Here is a 16953-nt window from a genome sequence, read left to right as displayed (position 1 = left end):
ACGACCGGCGCCGCCGCCCCGCCACGACTTCCGCGCCGGCCGACCGCCGGCGCCCGAACACCATCCACGAGGAGCAATTCATGGCGGGCGTCATCTTCGACGGGGCCACTCGCATTTTCGCCAAGGACGGCAAGCCCGCCGTCGATTCGCTGGACCTCGACATCGCCGACGGGGAGTTCCTCGTCCTGGTCGGGCCCTCCGGCTGCGGCAAGTCGACGTCGCTGCGCATGCTGGCGGGCCTGGAACCGGTCGACCGGGGCAGCGTCCACATCGGCGGGCTCGACGCCACCGGCGTGCGCCCGCAGGACCGCGACGTGGCCATGGTCTTCCAGAACTACGCCCTGTACCCGAACATGACGGTCGCCCAGAACATGGGCTTCGCCCTGCGCAACCAGAAGGTGCCCAGGGCGGAGATCGACGCCCGCGTGGGCGAGGCCGCGCGCATCCTCCAGTTGGAGCCGTACCTGGACCGCAAACCCGCGGCCCTGTCCGGCGGCCAGCGCCAGCGCGTGGCCATGGGCCGCGCCATCGTGCGCGAACCGGCGGTGTTCTGCATGGACGAGCCGCTGTCGAACCTCGACGCGAAGCTGCGGGTGGAAACGCGCGGGGAGATTTCGGCGCTGCAGCGCAGGCTGGGCACGACGACGGTCTACGTCACCCACGACCAGGTCGAGGCCATGACCATGGGCGACCGCGTCGCGGTGCTGCTCGACGGCGTGCTGCAGCAGGTGGACACCCCGGCGGTGCTGTACGACCGCCCGGTCAACGCGTTCGTCGCGGGCTTCATGGGCTCGCCGTCGATGAACCTGCTGCCCGGCGTGGTCCGGGGCGACGTGGTCGAGCTCGACGGCGGTGCCGTGGTGCCGCTGGCCGCGCCGCAGCGCGACGGGCACCGCGTCACCGTCGGTTTCCGGCCGGAGGACGTCGCCATCGACGCCGATGGCGCGGAGCCGGCCGATCATGCGGCGAAGATCGACGTCACGCAGGTGGAGGAGCTCGGCGCCGAGTCGATCATCCACGGCATCGGGCCGGGCGGCGCGAAGATCGCCGTGCGCCGCGAGCGCGGCCACGGCGTCGCAGCCGGCGACGGGCTGCGCATCGTGCCGGACGCGCGCCGGATCCACCTGTTCGACGGCGAATCCGGCGCGCGGCTCGGCGACTGAGCGCTTACGCGCCCTCGACGGGGGTGTGGCTCAGCGCGTGCATGCGGTTCCAGCCGTTGATGCAGATCGCGGCCCACGACAGCAGCGCGGCCTTCTCGTCGCCGAGGACCTCGCGGGCGGCGTCGTACTCGGCGACGTTCTCGTGCGCGGCCACCGGGTCGGTGGCGGTCTCGGCGATGGTCAGGGCGGCGCGCTCGACCTCGTCGTAGACCGCGCCGGCCTCGCGCCAGGCCGGGGTGACCGACAGCTTCAGGGTGGACAGGCCGGCCTTCAGACCCTCGCGGACGTGGACGTCGAGGCAGAAGGCGCAGCCGTTGATCTGCGAGGCGCGGACGTAGACCAGCTCGATGAGGTCGCGGCCGACGCCGAGCTCCTCGGCCTTCTTCCAGATCGCCTGGGTCTGGGCGGCCTGCGCCTTCCAGGCCTCCTTGAAAACGTCGCCGAGGGGCAGTCGGTCCATGGTGCTCTCGCTCATCGCGGGGTCCTTTCGAAGTGGGTTGGGGGACGGGGCGTCACGGTCCCGGCGTTCGTTCGGCGGCGCCGGGCGGTTGGCGGCGCGGCTGTCCCGGGGAGTTCCGGGGTGCACGCCATCGCACCGTTCAACCATACCCCTCGGGGCATTATTCCGGCGCGTCCCGAAACCCGCGGGCGGGTGCCCCCGCACACGCGAAAACCCGCCGCACGCCCATGGCATGCGGCGGGTTGTCGGCTGCGCGCCGCGCCCTACTTGTGGCGGGCGATGGCCTCGTCGAGGATGCGCTGGGCCTCGTCCTTGTCGCCCCAGCCGGAGCCCGAGACCTCCTTGCCCGGCTCGAGGTCCTTGTAGTGCACGAAGAAGTGCTCGATCTCGTCCAGGGTGAACTGGGAGATGTCGGAGATGTTCTGGAAGTCGTCGAAGCGCGGGTCGTCGAGGACGCAGAGCAGCTTGTCGTCGCCGCCGGCTTCGTCGGTCATCTTGAAAACGCCGACGGGGCGGGCCTTGACGATCACGCCGGGGAACACCGGCTCCGGCAGCACCACGAGGGCGTCCAGCGGGTCGCCGTCCTCGCCGAGGGTTTCGTCGATGTAGCCGTAGTCGGCGGGGTAGGCCATCGGGGTGAACAGGTAGCGGTCGAGGTAGACCTTGCCGGTCTCGTGGTCGACCTCGTACTTGTTGCGCTGGCCCTTCGGGATCTCGATGGTGACCTCGATGGTCATGTGGACTGCTCCTCTGGTGTGGTGTCGTGTCTGCACAGGCGCGGGCGCCTAAAGTGGTTCCAGCTTAGTCGTTGCCTACTGGAGGAGCCCCGTGAGCCGCACCGTCGGGTGGATGTTGTCCGTCGCCGCGTTCGCCGTCGTCGTGTGCCTGATCGTCGTCGCCGGGCTGGCGGTCAACGCCGACCGGGTGACGGTGGCCGAGGCGCCGCAGGTCCCGGCCGCGCAGGCGCCGTTGCGGCCGGCGGGTGCCGTGCAGGGGCTTGACGACGGCCCGTCGTCCGCGCCGTCGGCCGATGAGTCGGATTTGAAGGCGCGGGTCGCCGCGGTGATGGACGGTGCGGCGGGTGATCCGGCGCTGGGGCAGTTGACGGCGATCGTGTCGTCGGCGCAGACGGGGGCGACGCTGTGGGAGCGGGGCGCCGGAGATCCGACGCGGCCGGCGTCGTCGCTGAAGATCCTCACGGCCGCCGCGGCGCTGCTGCAGCTCGACCACGCCAAGACCGTCACCACCCGCGTGGTGCGCTACCCCGGGCAGGATGGCGTGGTGCTGATCGGCGCGGGCGACCCGACGCTGAGCATCGACGGCGCGGGCTTCTACCCGGGGGCCGCGTCGATCGCGGAGATCGCGGAGAAGGTCCGCAAGGCGTCGGGCGTCGCCGCGGGCCAGCCTGTGCCGGGCGCGCCGACGGTGTACGTGGACCGCTCGCTGTTCACGGACACGTTCCACCCGACCTGGGAGCGCGACGGCATCGGCGCCGGTTACATCGCCCCGGTCGAGCCGGTCATGGTCGACGGCGCCCGCCTGGCGCTCGACCGCGAGGACGCCCGCCGCACCCCGGACCCGGCCGCCGGTGCGGGAGAGGCGCTGGCGAGCGCGCTGGGCGCGTCGAAGGTCGAGGTCCTGGCACCGGAGGAGTCGGCCGCGAAGAAATTCGGCGGCGGAGCCGGTGCGCCGGAGGTGCTCGCCGAGGTCCATTCGGCGCCGCTGGTCGATCGCGTGCGGCAGATGATGACGCGCTCCGACAACGTCCTGGCGGAGTCGCTGGCCCGCGAGGTCGCCATCGACCGCGGCCTGACGCCGGACTTCGCGGGCGCGGCGAAGGCCGTGGCCGACACCCTCTCCGAGCATGGGCTGGGCCTGCAGTTCACCGGCCCGGGCGCGGCGAACCTGGCCGATTCCAGCGGACTGAGCGTCGACGACCGCGTCACGCCGCAGCAGCTCGACCGGGTGCTGCTCGCCGCGGCGGGCCGGCACTCCGACGGCCGCGACGTCACGGCGGAGCTGCGGCCCCTGCTCGACTCGATGCCCATCGGCGGCGTTTCGGGCACCCTCGCCGAGCGCTACGCGGGCACCGGCGGCGCCGGCTGGGTCCGCGCCAAAACCGGCACACTCGACGGGACCTCGGCGCTGGCCGGGTTCACGGTCACGAAGGGCGGCGACGTGCTGACGTTCGTCCTGCTCTCCAACGACGCCTCGCTGCTGCCCGCCCGCGCCGCCGCCGACGCCGCGGCGACGAAGCTCAGCGCCATCTCCTGACCCCGTCCTGATCCCGGCCTCCGGCACGGCCCGGCCGCCGCATCCGCACGCGGGCGTCGAAAAGCGATCCCCCGCGAAACGATCTCGTCTACGGTGGCCGTACACGCCCGTGCCCGGGACCGACGCGAGGAGAGATGATGGACGAGATTCAGCCGTTGACCCAGCCCACCGCCCGGGACATCGCCGCCGGGGTGCGCGCCGGGCAGCTGACGCCCGAGGAAGCGGTGCGCGATTCCCTCGACCGGATCGCCGCCGTGGACGGTGCGGTGAACGCCTTCACGGAGGTGTGGGCCGACCGCGCGATCTCCGAGGCCCGCGATCTGGCCAAGCGCCCCGACCTGGCGGATCTGGAACTGGCCGGCGTGCCCTTCGCCATGAAGGCGAACACGGGGCGGGACAACGACGTGGTCGCGCGGCTGGAGGAAGCCGGGGCGATCCCGGTGGGCACGACGGCGAACCCGCAGTTCTGCACGTGGGGCACCACCGACGTCCCCGGCCGCATCACCCGCAACCCGGTCCGCCCGGGGCGCACGCCCGGCGGGTCCTCCGGCGGTGCCGCGGCGGCGGTGGCGGCGGGCATGGTGCCGTTCGCCCAGGGCAACGACGGCATGGGGTCGCTGCGCATTCCTGCGGCGGCCTGCAAGCTGTCCACCATCAAGGCCACGCCGGGCATCGTCCCGGGGCGGTCCGGCCGCAACGACTGGTACGGCATGGCGGTGCAGGGCGTCCTCGCGCAGGACAACGAGGACCTGGTGCTTCTGATGAAGGCGCTGACCCGCGGCCACGTCGACGCCGTCGACGCCCCGCTGCCGCCGCAATTCGGCGCGATCCTGGACCTGTCGTCGCCGGTGGCGGGCTTCGGCGCGCAGCCGGAGTGGAAGGAGGCCGCGCGGATGGCGGCGCGGACGCTGTCCGACGCCGGGCTGCCGGTGCGCGAGGCGAAGGCCCCGTACCCCCTCAACCCGCTGCCGATGCTGGCGCGCTGGTCGGCGAGCGTGGCCAACTCGCTGGAGGACGAGGGCGCCGGCGAGCACCTGGAATGGCGCAACCGCGTCCACGCGGGCATCGGGCGGGGCCTGCGCTGGTCGATCTCCGACCGCCAGGTGGTCCGCGCCCGCGCGAAGATGGAGAAGTTCCTGCCGGGCGACAACGTCCTGATCACCCCGGCGCTGGCCACCGAGCCGCCGTCGGACGCCCAGTGGCACTCGCGGCCCTGGCTGGCCAACATGGCCTCGAACATGCGCTACGCCCCCTTCGTCTCCGTGTGGAACCTGCTCGGTTTCCCGGCGGGCGTGGTGGTCGAGCCGGTGTCGGGCGTGCCGGTGCAGGTCGTCGCCCGCATGACGCAGGAGCGCGTGCTGCTCACCGCCATGGACCGCATCGCCGCGGGCGGCGTTCCCGGCCTGGGCTGAGGGCGCGCGGCAGGGAGGCGGCGGGACTGACATAGCCTGTCGGCATGACCGAAGCACCGTTCTGGCCGCGCCGCAGCCCCGCGTTCCTGCGGGCGCGCCGGGCCGTGCGGCATTGGCTTGACGACGGCCCGCGCGACTCCCATTCGGCCGGCCCCGGCGTCATCGTGGGCCTGTCGGGAGGGGCGGATTCCCTGGCGTTGACCGCGGCATGCGCGGCGGAAGCGATGGCTTCGGGGGCCGGCTGTGGCGCGGTGCACGCCGTCGTCGTCGACCACGGGCTGCAGGAGGGCTCCGGGGACGTCGCCGAGCGCGCGGCCGCGGCGGCGCGGGGGTTCGGCGCGACGGCCGAGGTGATCCGCGTCGACGTGCCCGGCGGCGCCGCCGGAGCGGGGGAAGGGCCCGAGGCCGCCGCCCGCACCGCCCGGCACGCCGCCCTCCACGGCGTCGCCCGCGCCCTGGGGCGGCCGCTGCTCCTGGCGCACACCCTCGACGATCAGGCGGAAACCGTCCTCCTCGGCCTCGCCCGCGGCGCCGGCGCGGGCGCGTTGTCCGGCATGTCGCCCGACCGGACGTGGGACGACGGCGTGCGGGTGGTCCGGCCCTTCCTCGGGTCGGGCGCGCCCCATTCCGACGGTCCCCTGCGCCGCGCGGACACGCTCGCCGCCTGCGCGGAACTGGGGCTGGAACCCTGGCATGACCCGCACAACGACGACCCCAGGTTCGCCCGCGTCCGCGTCCGCGCCACCATCCTGCCCATGCTGGAGGAGCACCTCGGCCCCGGCGTGGCCGCCAACCTCGCGCGCACGGCGGACCTCATCCGCGCCGACGCCGCCGCACTCGACGCACTGGCCGTGGAAGCACTGGGCACCATGACCGAGCTCGACGCCGGCGACGTCGCAAAGCTGCCCGAAGCCGTGCGCACCCGCACCCTGAAGAAATGGGCCGAAGCCAACGGCGCCGCGGCGCTGACCGCCGCCCACGTCGCCGCGCTGGATAAGCTCGTGTGCGACCATCGCGGTCGCGGCCCGGTCGCCCTGCCTTCCGCCGAAACCCCCGATCGGCCCGGATGCAGGTTGGAGGCGCACCGAAAAGGTGGCACTCTGGCAGTGTCGCGGGGCTCCACCGGCCCCGCCGCGACCACGCAGTGATCCCGACGGGATCCCAGGCAGCAACCGCCGGCGCGCCCGCGCGGAAAGGACGACCGCATGCATGACGTCAAGGACTTCAACGTTCCGGACAACCCGTACGGGGAAGATGTCGAAGCCATCCTGATCTCCGAAGAGGAGCTGCGCGCGCGCATCGCCGAAATGGCCGAACGCGTCAACGAGCGCCACGCCGGCGCCGACGAGGACCTCATCCTCGTGGGCGTGCTCAAGGGCGCGGTGTTCTTCATGACGGACTTCGCCCGCGAACTGAAGTGCCCCACGCAGATGGAGTTCATGGCGGTGTCGTCCTACGGCAACTCGACGTCGTCGTCGGGCGTGGTGCGCATCCTCAAGGACCTCGACCGCGACATCGAGGGCCGCGACGTCATCATCCTCGAGGACATCATCGACTCCGGCCTGACGCTGTCGTGGCTGGTGAAGAACCTGCGCAACCGCAACCCGCGGTCGCTGGAGGTCATCACCCTGCTGCGCAAGCCCGACGCCCTGACGGCGAAGCTCGACATCTCCGACATCGGCTTCGACATCCCCAACGAGTTCGTCATCGGCTACGGCCTGGACTACGCCGAGCGCTACCGCGACCTGCCGTACGTCGGCACGCTGCACCCGCGCGTCTACCAGAGCTGACGCCCCGCTCCACGACGGCCCGCCGCGGCGAACAGCCGCGGCGGTCGTTTCGCACAAGGCCCAACACACCCGAGAAAGCCAAGGCCAAGCCACTCCATGGACAAGAACAAGGTCTTCAGGATCGCCGGCATCGTCGGCGTTTTCCTCCTCCTCATCTTCGCGGTGACCACCCTCACCGACGACACGCGGTCCTTCCGCGACGTCGACACGTCGGTGGCGCTGCAGCAGATCGACGCCGGCAACGTCACCGAGGCGCAGATCGACGACCGCGAGCAGCGGCTGCGCCTGAAGCTGAAGAACGGCATCGAGGTCGAGCAGACCAAGGACGTCAAGGAGGTGAAGACGAAGTACCCGGCGCGGGCCTCCGACCGGATCTTCGAGAAGGTCTCCGGCGCGCAGGGGATCGACAAGTACACGACGAAGGTAACCCAGGAGAATTTCCTGGTGTCCACCCTCGGCTTCCTGCTGCCGATGCTCATCTTCTTCGTCCTGATCATGTGGGTGTTCAGCCGCATGCAGGGCGGCCGCGGCGGCATGTTCGGCTTCGGCAGCTCCAAGGCGAAGATGCTGAACAAGGAGGAGCCGACCAACACGTTCGACGACGTCGCCGGGGCCGACGAGGCAGTGCAGGAACTCGACGAGATCCGCGACTTCCTGCAGAACCCGGCCCGCTACGAGGCGCTGGGCGCGAAGATCCCGCGCGGCGTGCTCCTCTACGGCCCGCCCGGCACCGGCAAGACCCTGCTGGCCCGCGCGGTGGCCGGTGAGGCGGGCGTGCCGTTCTACACGATCTCCGGTTCGGACTTCGTGGAGATGTTCGTCGGCGTCGGCGCCTCGCGCGTGCGCGACCTGTTCAACCAGGCCAAGGAAAACAGCCCCTGCATCATCTTCATCGACGAGATCGACGCCGTCGGCCGCCAGCGCGGCGCCGGCATGGGCGGCGGGCACGACGAGCGCGAGCAGACGCTGAACCAGCTGCTCGTGGAGATGGACGGTTTCTCGGACCGCTCCAGCGTCATCATCATGGCCGCCACCAACCGCCCGGACATCCTCGACCCGGCGCTGCTGCGCCCGGGCCGCTTCGACCGGCAGATCCCCGTCGGCGCGCCCGACATGGCAGGCCGCAAGGCGATCCTCGACGTCCACGCCCGCAACAAGCCGCTGGGCCCCGACGCCGACCTGGAGTCGCTGGCCAAGCGCACCGCCGGCATGTCCGGCGCCGACCTGCAGAACGTGCTCAACGAAGCCGCGCTGCTGACCGCCCGCGTCAACGGCGACGTCATCACCGCCGATGCGCTGGAGGAGGCCGTCGACCGCGTCGTCGGCGGCCCGCGCCGCACGTCGAAGGTGATTTCCGAGCAGGAGAAGAAGGTCACCGCGTACCACGAGGGCGGCCACACCCTGGCGGCGTGGGCGCTGAAGGACATCGAGCGCGTGTACAAGGTCACCATCCTCGCGCGCGGCCGCACCGGCGGCCACGCGATGACGGTGCCCGAGGACGACAAGGGCATGTACAACCTGCCCGAGCTCTTCGCGCGCCTGGTGTTCGCGATGGGCGGCCGCGCCGCGGAGGAGCTCGTCTTCGGCTTGCCGACGACGGGCGCGTCGGCGGACATCGAGCAGGCGACGAAGATCGCGCGGGCGATGGTCACCGAATACGGCATGACCGCGTCGCTCGGCCCGGTGAAGTACGGCGAGGAGGCCGGCGACCCGTTCGTCGGCCGCGGCGGCTCCGGCCAGCTGGACTACTCGCCCGCGGTCGCCGCGAAGATCGACGAGGAGGTGCGCGCGCTGATCTCCAAGGCCCACGACGAGGCCTACGACATCCTGAAGGAGAACCGCGACACCCTCGACGTGCTCGCGGAGAAGCTGCTGGAGAAGGAGACCCTGCGCCGCCCGGACCTGGAGGCGATGTTCACCGACGTCCGCATCCGCGAGCGCCTCGATTTCCTGGACACCGACAAGCGCCACCCGCGCGATGGCCGCGAGCCGGTGAAGACCCCGGTCGAGCTGGCCATCGAGCGCGGCGAGGAGCCGCCGCGCCGCGAGAACATCTTCGCCCCGGTGCGCCCGCGCCGCCAGGACGGCGCGCAGGGCGCCGGCGACGGCGGGCAGAAGGAGCTGCCGGGCCAGCCCGGACAGCAGATGCAGCCGGGTCAGCCGGGTCAGCCCGGACAGCAGATGCAGCCGGGACAGCCCGATCGCCGCAACGTGCCGGTCTACGGCGGGACCCCGCCGCCGCCGGATTGGATCGTCCCGGGCTGGCCGCCGAAGGACGGCGGAAACCGTGGTTCGCGGAACCCGTACGGCGCGCCGAACCAGCCTGAGCAGCGGGGACCGCAGGGTCAGCCGGGCCAGCCGGGTCAGCATGGCCAGCCTGGACCGCAGGGCGGCCACCCGGGCACGGCGAATTACCCGGCGCCGTCCGGGTGGGAGCGCCCGGGCCCGAACGCGGCGCAGATCCCGCAGCCGCCGCAGGGCCCGCAGAGCCCCCAGAATCCCCGGCCGCCCCAGACCCCGCAGGCCCAGCCGCAGCAGCCGGACGAACCCCGCGGGTTCCGCCTGCCCGACCATGAGCAGCCGGAGCACCGCGAGACCCCGAAGTCCCGCGAGGACGCCCCCGAGGGCCGTCCGCTCGGCGGCTCGGACACCGAGTCGACGCGGGAGTTCCCCACGGTCGGCTCCGGCCGCCACCGCGCCCCGGGCGAGGAGGAGCCGACCCCGCCGCGCCCGGACGAGACCCCGGGTTCGGGCACGACCGGAACGGAGGAGCCGCGATGAACTACGACCACAGGGATGACGAGGTCCACCCGGACATCGCCGCCGACCACGGCGAAAACGGCGGGACCTTCGACCAGCCCCGCGCCGAGGCGGCCGTCCGCGAGCTGCTGCTGGCAGTCGGCGAGGACCCCGACCGCGAGGGCCTGAGGGAAACCCCGGCGCGCGTCGCCCGGGCCTACCGCGAGGTCTTCGCCGGGCTCCACGTCGACCCGACGGAGGTGCTGCACAAGACCTTCGACGAGGGCCACCAGGAGCTGGTGCTGGTCAAGGACATCCCGATCTACTCGACGTGCGAGCATCACCTGGTGCCCTTCTTCGGCAAGGCCCACATCGGGTACATCCCCGGCCCCGAGGGCCGCGTGACCGGCCTGTCCAAGCTGGCTCGCCTGGTGGACCTGTACGCCAAGCGCCCCCAGGTCCAGGAACGGCTCACGGCGCAGGTCGCCGACGCCCTCGTCGACAAGCTCGAGCCGACCTCGGCGATCGTCGTCATCGAGTGCGAGCACCTGTGCATGGCGATGCGGGGCATCCGCAAGCCGGGAGCGACGACCATCACCTCCGCGGTGCGCGGCGGCTTCAAGTCCGACGCCCGGTCGCGCGCCGAGGCGATGTCGCTGATCACGGGGCGCTGATCGCCGTGGCCCCCGACCGGCTCGCCCTGCCCGCCCGCGACCGCTGCCTGGTGATGGGCATAGTCAACGTCACCGAGGACAGCTTTTCCGACGGCGGCCGCTGGATCGACCCCGACGTCGCCGTCGCCCACGCGGGGCGGCTCATGGCCGACGGCGCCGACCTGGTCGACGTCGGCGGCGAATCCACCCGCCCCGGGGCGGTGCGCGTCGCCGCGGAGGAGGAGCTGGGCAGGGTCGTGCCGGTCGTCCGCGAGCTGGCGGCCGCCGGGATCCCGGTCAGCGTGGACACCATGCGCGCCGCCGTCGCGGAAGCCTCCATCGAGGCCGGGGCGGTGCTGATCAACGACGTCTCCGGCGGCGTCGCCGACCCGCGGATGCTCGATGTCTGCGCCGCCGGCGAGGTGCCGGTGTGCCTGATGCACTGGCGCACCGACCGCTTCGGGTCGGCGTCCGGGCGGGCGGAGCCGTCGGCCGAGGGCATCGTCGCCGAAGTCCGCGGCCACCTGCGGCGCCTCGCCGACCGGGCGCTGGCCGCGGGCATCCCCGAGGAGCGGATCATCGTCGACCCGGGGCTGGGCTTCGCCAAGAACGCCGACGACAACTGGGCGCTGCTGCACGCGCTGCCCGAACTCGTCGCCGACGGATACCCCGTGCTGGTCGGCGCGAGCCGCAAACGATTCACCGCCACCGTCGTCGACGGCACCCCGCGCCCGCCGAGCGACGCCGACGACGCCACCGCGGCGATTTCCGCGCTGTCCGCCGCCGCGGGCGCGTGGGCCGTGCGGGTCCACGAGGTATCCGCCAGCCGCGATGCCGTCCACGTCGCTGCGGCCTGGACCGCCGGGCGCGCGCCCGAGGGCGTCGCCGCCGACGGCGACTACCCGGCGGGCGGGGGCAACAGGCCGATGGCGCAGCCGGGCGCGACGGACGGATCCGCCGGCGCGGGGGAGGAGAACTGACATGGCCGACCGCATCGCCCTGACCGGGCTGAAGGTCCGCGGCAACCACGGGGTCTTCGACCACGAAAAGCGCGACGGGCAGGAATTCATCTGCGACATCATCCTGTGGCTCGACTTCACCGCGGCGGCCGCGAGCGACGACCTGGCGGACACCGTCGATTACGGGGCCGTCGCGCAGACCGCGCACGACGTCATCGCCGGGCCGCCGCGCGACCTCATCGAAACCGTCGCCGCCGAGATCGCCGACAAGCTGCTGGCCGACGACGGCGCCGCGGCCGCCGCGGCCTCCCGCCCGCCGCTGCTGCACGCCGTCGAGGTGACCATCCACAAGCCGCAGGCCCCGATCCCGCTGGAATTCGGCGACGTCGCGGTGACCGCCCGCCGTTCGAGGAAGACCCGGCGATGATCCGCGCGGTGCTGTCGATCGGCGCGAACCTGGGCGACGCCCGGGCGGCGCTGCGCGGCGTCGCCGACGCATTCGCCGACGTCACCGTCGCACGCTCGGACGTGTTCGCCACCCCGCCATGGGGAGGCGTCGAGCAGGGCGACTTCCTCAACGCCGTCCTCATCATCGAAGTCGATCAAACGCCGCTCGAGCTGCTGCGTTTCGGGCAGTCCCTGGAAAACGCCGCCGGCCGGGTCCGCGACGTCCGGTGGGGCCCGCGGACCCTCGACGTCGACGTCGTGCAGGTGATTCCGCTTGGCTCGGCTGATTTGCTTGGCTCGGCTGATTTGCCTGACGACGTCCCGTCCGGCGGGGAACTCGTCTCCGACGACCCGACGCTGACCCTGCCCCACCCCCATGCCCGCGATCGGGCCTTCGTGCTCGTCCCGTGGCTCGACGCCGATCCCGGCGCCCGGCTGCTCGGCGAAAACGTCGCCCGCCTCGTCGCAAAGCTCGATGCGGAGGAAGTGGCCGCGGTGCGGCGCGACCCCGGGGGTTGGGGACCGTGAACCAGATGAAGCCGACCTCGATCGTTTCCCTGGCCGCCGCCGCGCTGGTCCTGGCCTTCGCCGGGTACTTGCTCTACGGGCGCTTCTACGGGTCGATGGGGCCGCGCAGCTGGTGGGACCTGCTGTTCCCGTGGGTGCTCACGCTCGTGTGCGCCGCGGCCGCGCGGTGGATCGGCGCCGCCCTCGACGACGACCGCGTCGGGCAGGACTCCAGCCAGATCCAACCGCTGACGGTGGCCCGCTGGCTGGTCATCGGCACTTCGGCGGCGTGGCTCGGCGCCGTGCTCACGGGGCTGTACGCGGGGGCGCTCGTGTGGGCGATCCCCCGCTGGAGCGACCTCGCGGCCGCCGCCGAAGACGGCCCCGTCCTCGCCGTGGGGGCGGTGAGCGGCGTGGCCCTCGCGGCCGCCGGACTGTGGCTCGAACGGTGTTGTCAAGTTCCCCCGGATGACGACCCGCCCGCCGCGTCGGGCGGGGAACCGGTCCCGCCGTCGGTAGGCTGGGGAACATGACTCAACCGGAGGACTTCGACGTGGACCGAAACGGGCAGCATCCCGACGTGGCCGAGTCCGGGCACGTCGGGGAATGGGATGAGCGGGACGACGACGCGCCAGTCGCCGGCGGTCCGGTGGCGACCGGCGACGGCGACGCCACCGACAAGGTGGCCATGATCATGATGGTGGCGCTCATCGCCCTGGCCGTGGTCGCCAGCATCGTGATGCTGTTCACCGACTCCACCGGTTGGATGAAGATAGCCGTGCTCGCCGGCCTGTGGGCCGCGGTCATCGGCGCGCTGCTGGTCACGCGCTACCGCCGCCAGCTCGCCGCCGAACGCGAGCGCATCGCCGACCTGGAGGTGATGCACGAGCTGGAGCTCGACCGCGAGGTGGCCACCCACCGCGAGCAGGAGCTCATCCTCGAGCAGAACTACCTCGACTCCCTCGACGCGAAGTCCGAGGACACCATCGCCCAGTTGCGCGCCGAGATCGTCGCGCTGCGCGAGCACCTCGCCGAACTGCTCGGCCAGGACCTCGACGAGGAGCGCATCGCGCTGCGGGCCCGCGCCGAGCGCCTGCGGGAGCTCGACGCGCCGATGTCCTCGCCGCTGAAGGACCCGGAGTCGCACCAGCGCCCGAAGCCCCGCGCCACCGCCCACCGCGCCGAGGCCACCGCCAACGGCACCGTCGGCTCCCACACCACCCACGGCCCCCACGGCCCGACGGTGACGGGCGTCCCGGAAGGCTGGGACCGGCGCGATTCCTTCGACTCCCGCGACGACAGCGAGCCGGTCGACGTGCCCGTCGTGGACGGCGGCCCGTCCGGGCAGTCCTACGGCGGCTACGACACCGGTGATTTCCGCGCCGTGCCGTGGGAGACCACCCCCGCCACCGCCCCGGAGAAGGAGCCCGAGCCGGTGCCGGACTACGGGTGGGCGAGCAAGGTGAGCAAGCCCGCCGAGGACAGGCCGGCCAAGCCCGCCAAGCCGGCCGAACAGCCGAAGGAAGAGAAGAAGGAAGAGAAGGCCGAGACCAAGTCGCAGTACCGGCCCCAGCCCGACGCTGCCGAATCCCGCCCGACCGCCGTGCTGCCGCGCATCGAGGGCGAGTCCGGCGATTCCGGCGAGACGGACGCCGGTTGGGCGAGCGATTCGCCCGAGACCGCCGACTTCCCCAAGATCGGCGATCGGCCCGCGCACGGCGCACATGAGGCCGCCGCCGCCACCGATGCAGCCGCTGCCGCCGCCCGCGCCGGTTCGGATGCCCCCGCGGATGCGGAGGCCGAGGAAGAAGGGTCCGGCCGCCGCTCCCGCCACGGCCGCCGCCGCGCCGAGGACCACGAGGGCGGCCTGACCGTCGCCGAGCTCCTCGCCCAGATGCGCGCGCGCAAGGACTCCGGGGAGTAGGCGGCCAGTGCCGGGAGCCCCCCGACTCACCGCCGCCGTCATCTCCGCCGGAGCGGTCGGCACCGCGGTGGGCGAAGCGCTCGCCCGCGCGGGCCACGCCGTCACCGCGGTCGTCGCCCGCTCCGAGGCGTCGAGGGCGCGCGCCGCGCTGCGGCTGCCGCAGGCCCGCATCGCCGACGTCGAGTCCGCCGCGCGCGACGCCGAACTGATCATCCTGGCCGTGCCCGACCCCGAACTGCCGGGCGTCGTCGAGCGGATCGCCCCGCACGTCGGCCCCGGGCGCATCGTGGCCCACGTGGCCGGTTCCCGCGGCCGGGCGGTGCTCGACCCCATCGCCCTGACCGGCGCGCTGACCATCGCCGCGCACCCCGCGATGACCTTCGCCGGCGTGCCCGAGGACACCGACCGCCTGGCCGGGTGCCCCTGGGGCGTCACCGTCGGCGACGAGCTCTCCCGCACCGTCGCCGAACTGCTCATCTCCGAAATCGGCGGCCGCGCCATCCCCATCCCCGAAAGCCGCCGGCCGCTGTACCACGCGGCCATGGCGCACGGCTCCAACCACCTGGGGGCCGTCGTCGCCGACGCCGTCGAACTCCTCGCCCGCACCATCTCCGACCGCGGCGACCCGGCGGCGGGGCATTCGCCCGCGGCCGCCCGCGAACAGGCCGCCGCCCTGCTCGGTCCACTGCTCGGGGCCTCGCTGGAGAACGCCCTGAAATGGGGCCCGCGCGGACTGACGGGACCGGCCGCCCGCGATGACGCCGGCACCGTCGCAAAGCACCTCGAGGTCATCGGGGACGAGCTGCCGCGGGTGACCCCCGCTTACCGCGCCATGGCGCGGCGCATCGCCGAACTGAAGGGTTCGGCCGCCGTCCTGCGCGAATTGGGGGACCCGGGGGACGGGGCCGACTAGGATCGGCCGGGGCCGGGAGACTACCGTCTATCGGGAATTCTCCCCGGCCACCCTTGGGGGAACCACGACGAACGTCAGTCGGGCGTTCGCGCATTTTCGGAGGAAACGTGAGCGGCTACACCGCCGGAGACATCACAGTCCACGACACGATCGCGGGAATCTCGCAGGTCACGCGCGCCATGCGCAAGACCGGCCGGCCCGTCGTCCTCGTGCCCACCATGGGCGCGCTGCACGAGGGGCACCTCGAGCTGGTCCGGGCGGCGCAGTCGCTGCCGCGCGCCGTGGTCGTCGTGTCCATCTTCGTCAACCCGCTGCAGTTCGGCGAGGGCGAGGACTTCGACGCCTACCCGCGCACGCTCGACGACGACGTCGCGAAGCTCAAGGCCATCGGCTGCGAGCTGGTCTTCGCGCCCACCGCCCGCGAGATGTACCCCAACGGCTTCCGCTCCACCGTCCAGCCGGGGCCGCTTGCCGACGAGCTGGAGGGCGCCACCCGCCCCGGCCACTTCGCCGGCGCGCTGACCGTGGTGAACAAGCTGTTCAACATCACCAACTGCACCGACGCCATCTTCGGCGAAAAGGACTACCAGCAGCTCGCGCTGATGCAGCAGATGGTCACCGACCTGAACATGCCGGTGCAGCTGCACGGCGTGCCCGTCATCCGCGAGGCCGACGGCCTGGCCATGAGCTCGCGCAACCGGTACCTCTCCGACGCCGAGCGCGAGCTGGCCGTCACCCTTTCGGCGGCGCTGACCGCCGGCGCGCACGTCGGCGACCACGGCGCGGAGGCCGTGCTGTCCACCGCCCGCGCCGTGCTCGACGAGCGCCCCGAGGTCGACGTCGACTACCTGGAACTGCGCGGCCCGGGCCTCGGCGCCGCCCCCGAGGAGGGCGAGGCCCGGCTGCTGGTCGCCGCCCGGGTGGGTACGACGCGGCTGATCGACAACGTCGGCGTGCTGCTCGGCGACATGCGGGAACGCGAGATCGCCCAGGCCGCGCTGTCCGCCGCCGGCGTCGACGACGCCCCGCTGACCGAAGAGGAGATGGCCGAGCTGAAGAGGCTCAAGGCCCGCGTCGACGAGGTCCGCGCCGAACGAGAGGCGCGCGAGGCCCGCGAGGGCCTGCGCGGCGCCGGTTTCGCGGCGGGGGGAATGGGTTTTCGCGCCGAAGGCGTTGAGGGTGGTACGGTGCGTCGTCCGGTTTCGGAGGGCGATGTCGCCGGAACCACCGATTCCGCAACCGCCGATCCCGATACCGCGTCCGAAGGAGGCCGCTGATGTTCCGCACCATGCTGAAGTCCAAGATCCACCGCGCCACCGTGACGCAGGCGGATCTGCACTACGTCGGTTCCTGCACGATCGACGCCGATCTGCTGGAGGCCGCCGACCTGCTCGAGGGCGAGCAGGTCGACATCGTCGACATCGACAACGGCAACCGCCTGACCACGTACTGCATCACGGGCGAGCGCGGGTCCGGCATCATCTCGATCAACGGTGCCGCCGCGCGACTGATTTCGCCCGGTGACCTGGTGATCATCATCGGCTACGGCACGATGACCGACGAGGAGGCGCGCACCCGCAAGCCCAACGTCGTCTTCGTCGACGAGAACAACCGCATCGTCACCGAGGGCGACGATCCCGCCAACGTGCCGGTCGGTTCCGGCCTGTGGGATCCCCGCAAGCCCGAGGAGTTCTAGGCGCGGCGGATTCTCC

16 protein-coding genes and 1 pseudogene are annotated in these 16953 nt (G+C 72.6%); 15 read left to right on the top strand and 2 right to left on the bottom strand.

Annotated features, from left to right (window positions below; all coding sequences use genetic code 11):
• Positions 1-80 precede the first annotated feature (80 nt).
• Entirely contained in the window at positions 81-1163 is a 1083-nt protein-coding gene (locus CHAN_RS12415; RefSeq protein ID WP_048739819.1) for an ABC transporter ATP-binding protein, read from the top strand.
• A gap of 4 nt (positions 1164-1167) precedes the next feature.
• Here CHAN_RS12415 and CHAN_RS12410 read toward each other — a convergent pair whose 3' ends face one another.
• Together CHAN_RS12410 and CHAN_RS12405 are read right to left on the bottom strand one after the other, a co-directional pair.
• Positions 1168-1638, bottom strand: coding sequence for a carboxymuconolactone decarboxylase family protein (locus CHAN_RS12410; protein WP_065421425.1), 471 nt, complete (start codon positions 1636-1638; stop codon positions 1168-1170).
• Between the two features lie 248 nt (positions 1639-1886).
• Positions 1887-2360, bottom strand: a complete 474-nt coding sequence (locus CHAN_RS12405; RefSeq protein ID WP_048739820.1) for an inorganic diphosphatase — start codon at positions 2358-2360, stop codon at positions 1887-1889.
• Between the two features lie 91 nt (positions 2361-2451).
• Here CHAN_RS12405 and dacB point away from each other — a divergent pair, with 91 nt between their 5' ends.
• The 14 genes and pseudogenes from dacB (at position 2452) to panD (ending at position 16937) form a co-directional block, all read left to right on the top strand.
• Entirely contained in the window at positions 2452-3897 is a 1446-nt protein-coding gene (dacB, locus tag CHAN_RS12400; protein WP_290290196.1) for a D-alanyl-D-alanine carboxypeptidase/D-alanyl-D-alanine endopeptidase, read from the top strand.
• A 134-nt stretch (positions 3898-4031) separates the two neighbouring features.
• Positions 4032-5309: an amidase gene (locus CHAN_RS12395; protein WP_290290194.1), complete on the top strand. Its 1278-nt coding sequence runs from the start codon at positions 4032-4034 to the stop codon at positions 5307-5309.
• Positions 5310-5353: 44 nt separating this feature from the next.
• Positions 5354-6457 carry a tRNA lysidine(34) synthetase TilS gene (gene tilS / locus CHAN_RS12390; RefSeq protein WP_290290191.1) on the top strand — a complete coding sequence of 368 codons (1104 nt, stop codon included), beginning with the start codon at positions 5354-5356 and terminating at the stop codon, positions 6455-6457.
• A 57-nt stretch (positions 6458-6514) separates the two neighbouring features.
• A complete protein-coding gene (gene hpt, locus CHAN_RS12385) occupies positions 6515-7099 on the top strand; it encodes a hypoxanthine phosphoribosyltransferase (RefSeq protein WP_048739822.1) in 585 nt (194 codons plus the stop codon).
• 96 nt (positions 7100-7195) lie between these two features.
• The gene (ftsH, locus tag CHAN_RS12380) at positions 7196-9880 is read left to right on the top strand and encodes an ATP-dependent zinc metalloprotease FtsH (protein WP_290290187.1); all 2685 of its coding nucleotides are present in this window, start codon (positions 7196-7198) and stop codon (positions 9878-9880) included.
• Positions 9877-10512, top strand: coding sequence for a GTP cyclohydrolase I FolE (gene folE, locus CHAN_RS12375; protein WP_048739824.1), 636 nt, complete (start codon positions 9877-9879; stop codon positions 10510-10512). Before ftsH ends, folE begins: the two co-directional genes overlap by 4 nt.
• Before the next feature lie 53 nt (positions 10513-10565).
• Positions 10566-11471 (top strand): dihydropteroate synthase, encoded by a 906-nt coding sequence (gene folP, locus CHAN_RS12370; protein WP_153251431.1) that lies wholly within the window; start codon positions 10566-10568, stop codon positions 11469-11471.
• Position 11472: 1 nt separating this feature from the next.
• On the top strand, positions 11473-11877 hold the full coding sequence (folB, locus tag CHAN_RS12365; protein ID WP_290290183.1) for a dihydroneopterin aldolase: 405 nt from the start codon (positions 11473-11475) through the stop codon (positions 11875-11877).
• A complete protein-coding gene (gene folK, locus CHAN_RS12360; RefSeq protein WP_290290181.1) occupies positions 11874-12425 on the top strand; it encodes a 2-amino-4-hydroxy-6-hydroxymethyldihydropteridine diphosphokinase in 552 nt (183 codons plus the stop codon). The genes folB and folK overlap by 4 nt, the downstream gene beginning before the upstream one ends.
• 5 nt (positions 12426-12430) lie before the next feature.
• Complete coding sequence (locus CHAN_RS12355) at positions 12431-12937, top strand: DUF3180 domain-containing protein (RefSeq protein WP_290290179.1); 507 nt, start codon at positions 12431-12433, stop codon at positions 12935-12937.
• Complete coding sequence (locus CHAN_RS12350; protein WP_290290177.1) at positions 12934-14328, top strand: DUF6779 domain-containing protein; 1395 nt, start codon at positions 12934-12936, stop codon at positions 14326-14328. The genes CHAN_RS12355 and CHAN_RS12350 overlap by 4 nt, the downstream gene beginning before the upstream one ends.
• 7 nt (positions 14329-14335) lie before the next feature.
• Positions 14336-15241, top strand: a complete 906-nt coding sequence (locus tag CHAN_RS12345) for a Rossmann-like and DUF2520 domain-containing protein (RefSeq protein WP_290290175.1) — start codon at positions 14336-14338, stop codon at positions 15239-15241.
• Positions 15242-15348: 107 nt separating this feature from the next.
• Positions 15349-16248: pseudogene (gene panC, locus CHAN_RS12340) on the top strand (pantoate--beta-alanine ligase); the annotation flags it as partial.
• A gap of 269 nt (positions 16249-16517) precedes the next feature.
• A complete protein-coding gene (gene panD, locus CHAN_RS12335) occupies positions 16518-16937 on the top strand; it encodes an aspartate 1-decarboxylase (protein WP_048739834.1) in 420 nt (139 codons plus the stop codon).
• Positions 16938-16953: the final 16 nt, after the last annotated feature.

This window comes from Corynebacterium hansenii, from assembly GCF_030408795.1.
Classification (GTDB): Bacteria; Actinomycetota; Actinomycetes; order Mycobacteriales; family Mycobacteriaceae; genus Corynebacterium; species Corynebacterium hansenii.
This window is presented reverse-complemented; position numbering and strand designations above follow the sequence as displayed.

Coding starts and splice junctions, on each gene's coding strand:
- panD (WP_048739834.1), top strand. CDS start 16,518: ATGTTCCGCACCATGCTGAAGTCCAAGATCCACCGCGCCACCGTGACG.
- CHAN_RS12355 (WP_290290179.1), top strand. CDS start 12,431: ATGAAGCCGACCTCGATCGTTTCCCTGGCCGCCGCCGCGCTGGTCCTG.
- tilS (WP_290290191.1), top strand. CDS start 5,354: ATGACCGAAGCACCGTTCTGGCCGCGCCGCAGCCCCGCGTTCCTGCGG.
- CHAN_RS12410 (WP_065421425.1), bottom strand. CDS start 1,638: ATGAGCGAGAGCACCATGGACCGACTGCCCCTCGGCGACGTTTTCAAG.
- folP (WP_153251431.1), top strand. CDS start 10,566: ATGGGCATAGTCAACGTCACCGAGGACAGCTTTTCCGACGGCGGCCGC.
- CHAN_RS12415 (WP_048739819.1), top strand. CDS start 81: ATGGCGGGCGTCATCTTCGACGGGGCCACTCGCATTTTCGCCAAGGAC.
- hpt (WP_048739822.1), top strand. CDS start 6,515: ATGCATGACGTCAAGGACTTCAACGTTCCGGACAACCCGTACGGGGAA.
- folE (WP_048739824.1), top strand. CDS start 9,877: ATGAACTACGACCACAGGGATGACGAGGTCCACCCGGACATCGCCGCC.
- CHAN_RS12405 (WP_048739820.1), bottom strand. CDS start 2,360: ATGACCATCGAGGTCACCATCGAGATCCCGAAGGGCCAGCGCAACAAG.
- ftsH (WP_290290187.1), top strand. CDS start 7,196: ATGGACAAGAACAAGGTCTTCAGGATCGCCGGCATCGTCGGCGTTTTC.
- CHAN_RS12395 (WP_290290194.1), top strand. CDS start 4,032: ATGATGGACGAGATTCAGCCGTTGACCCAGCCCACCGCCCGGGACATC.
- folB (WP_290290183.1), top strand. CDS start 11,473: ATGGCCGACCGCATCGCCCTGACCGGGCTGAAGGTCCGCGGCAACCAC.
- CHAN_RS12350 (WP_290290177.1), top strand. CDS start 12,934: ATGACTCAACCGGAGGACTTCGACGTGGACCGAAACGGGCAGCATCCC.
- folK (WP_290290181.1), top strand. CDS start 11,874: ATGATCCGCGCGGTGCTGTCGATCGGCGCGAACCTGGGCGACGCCCGG.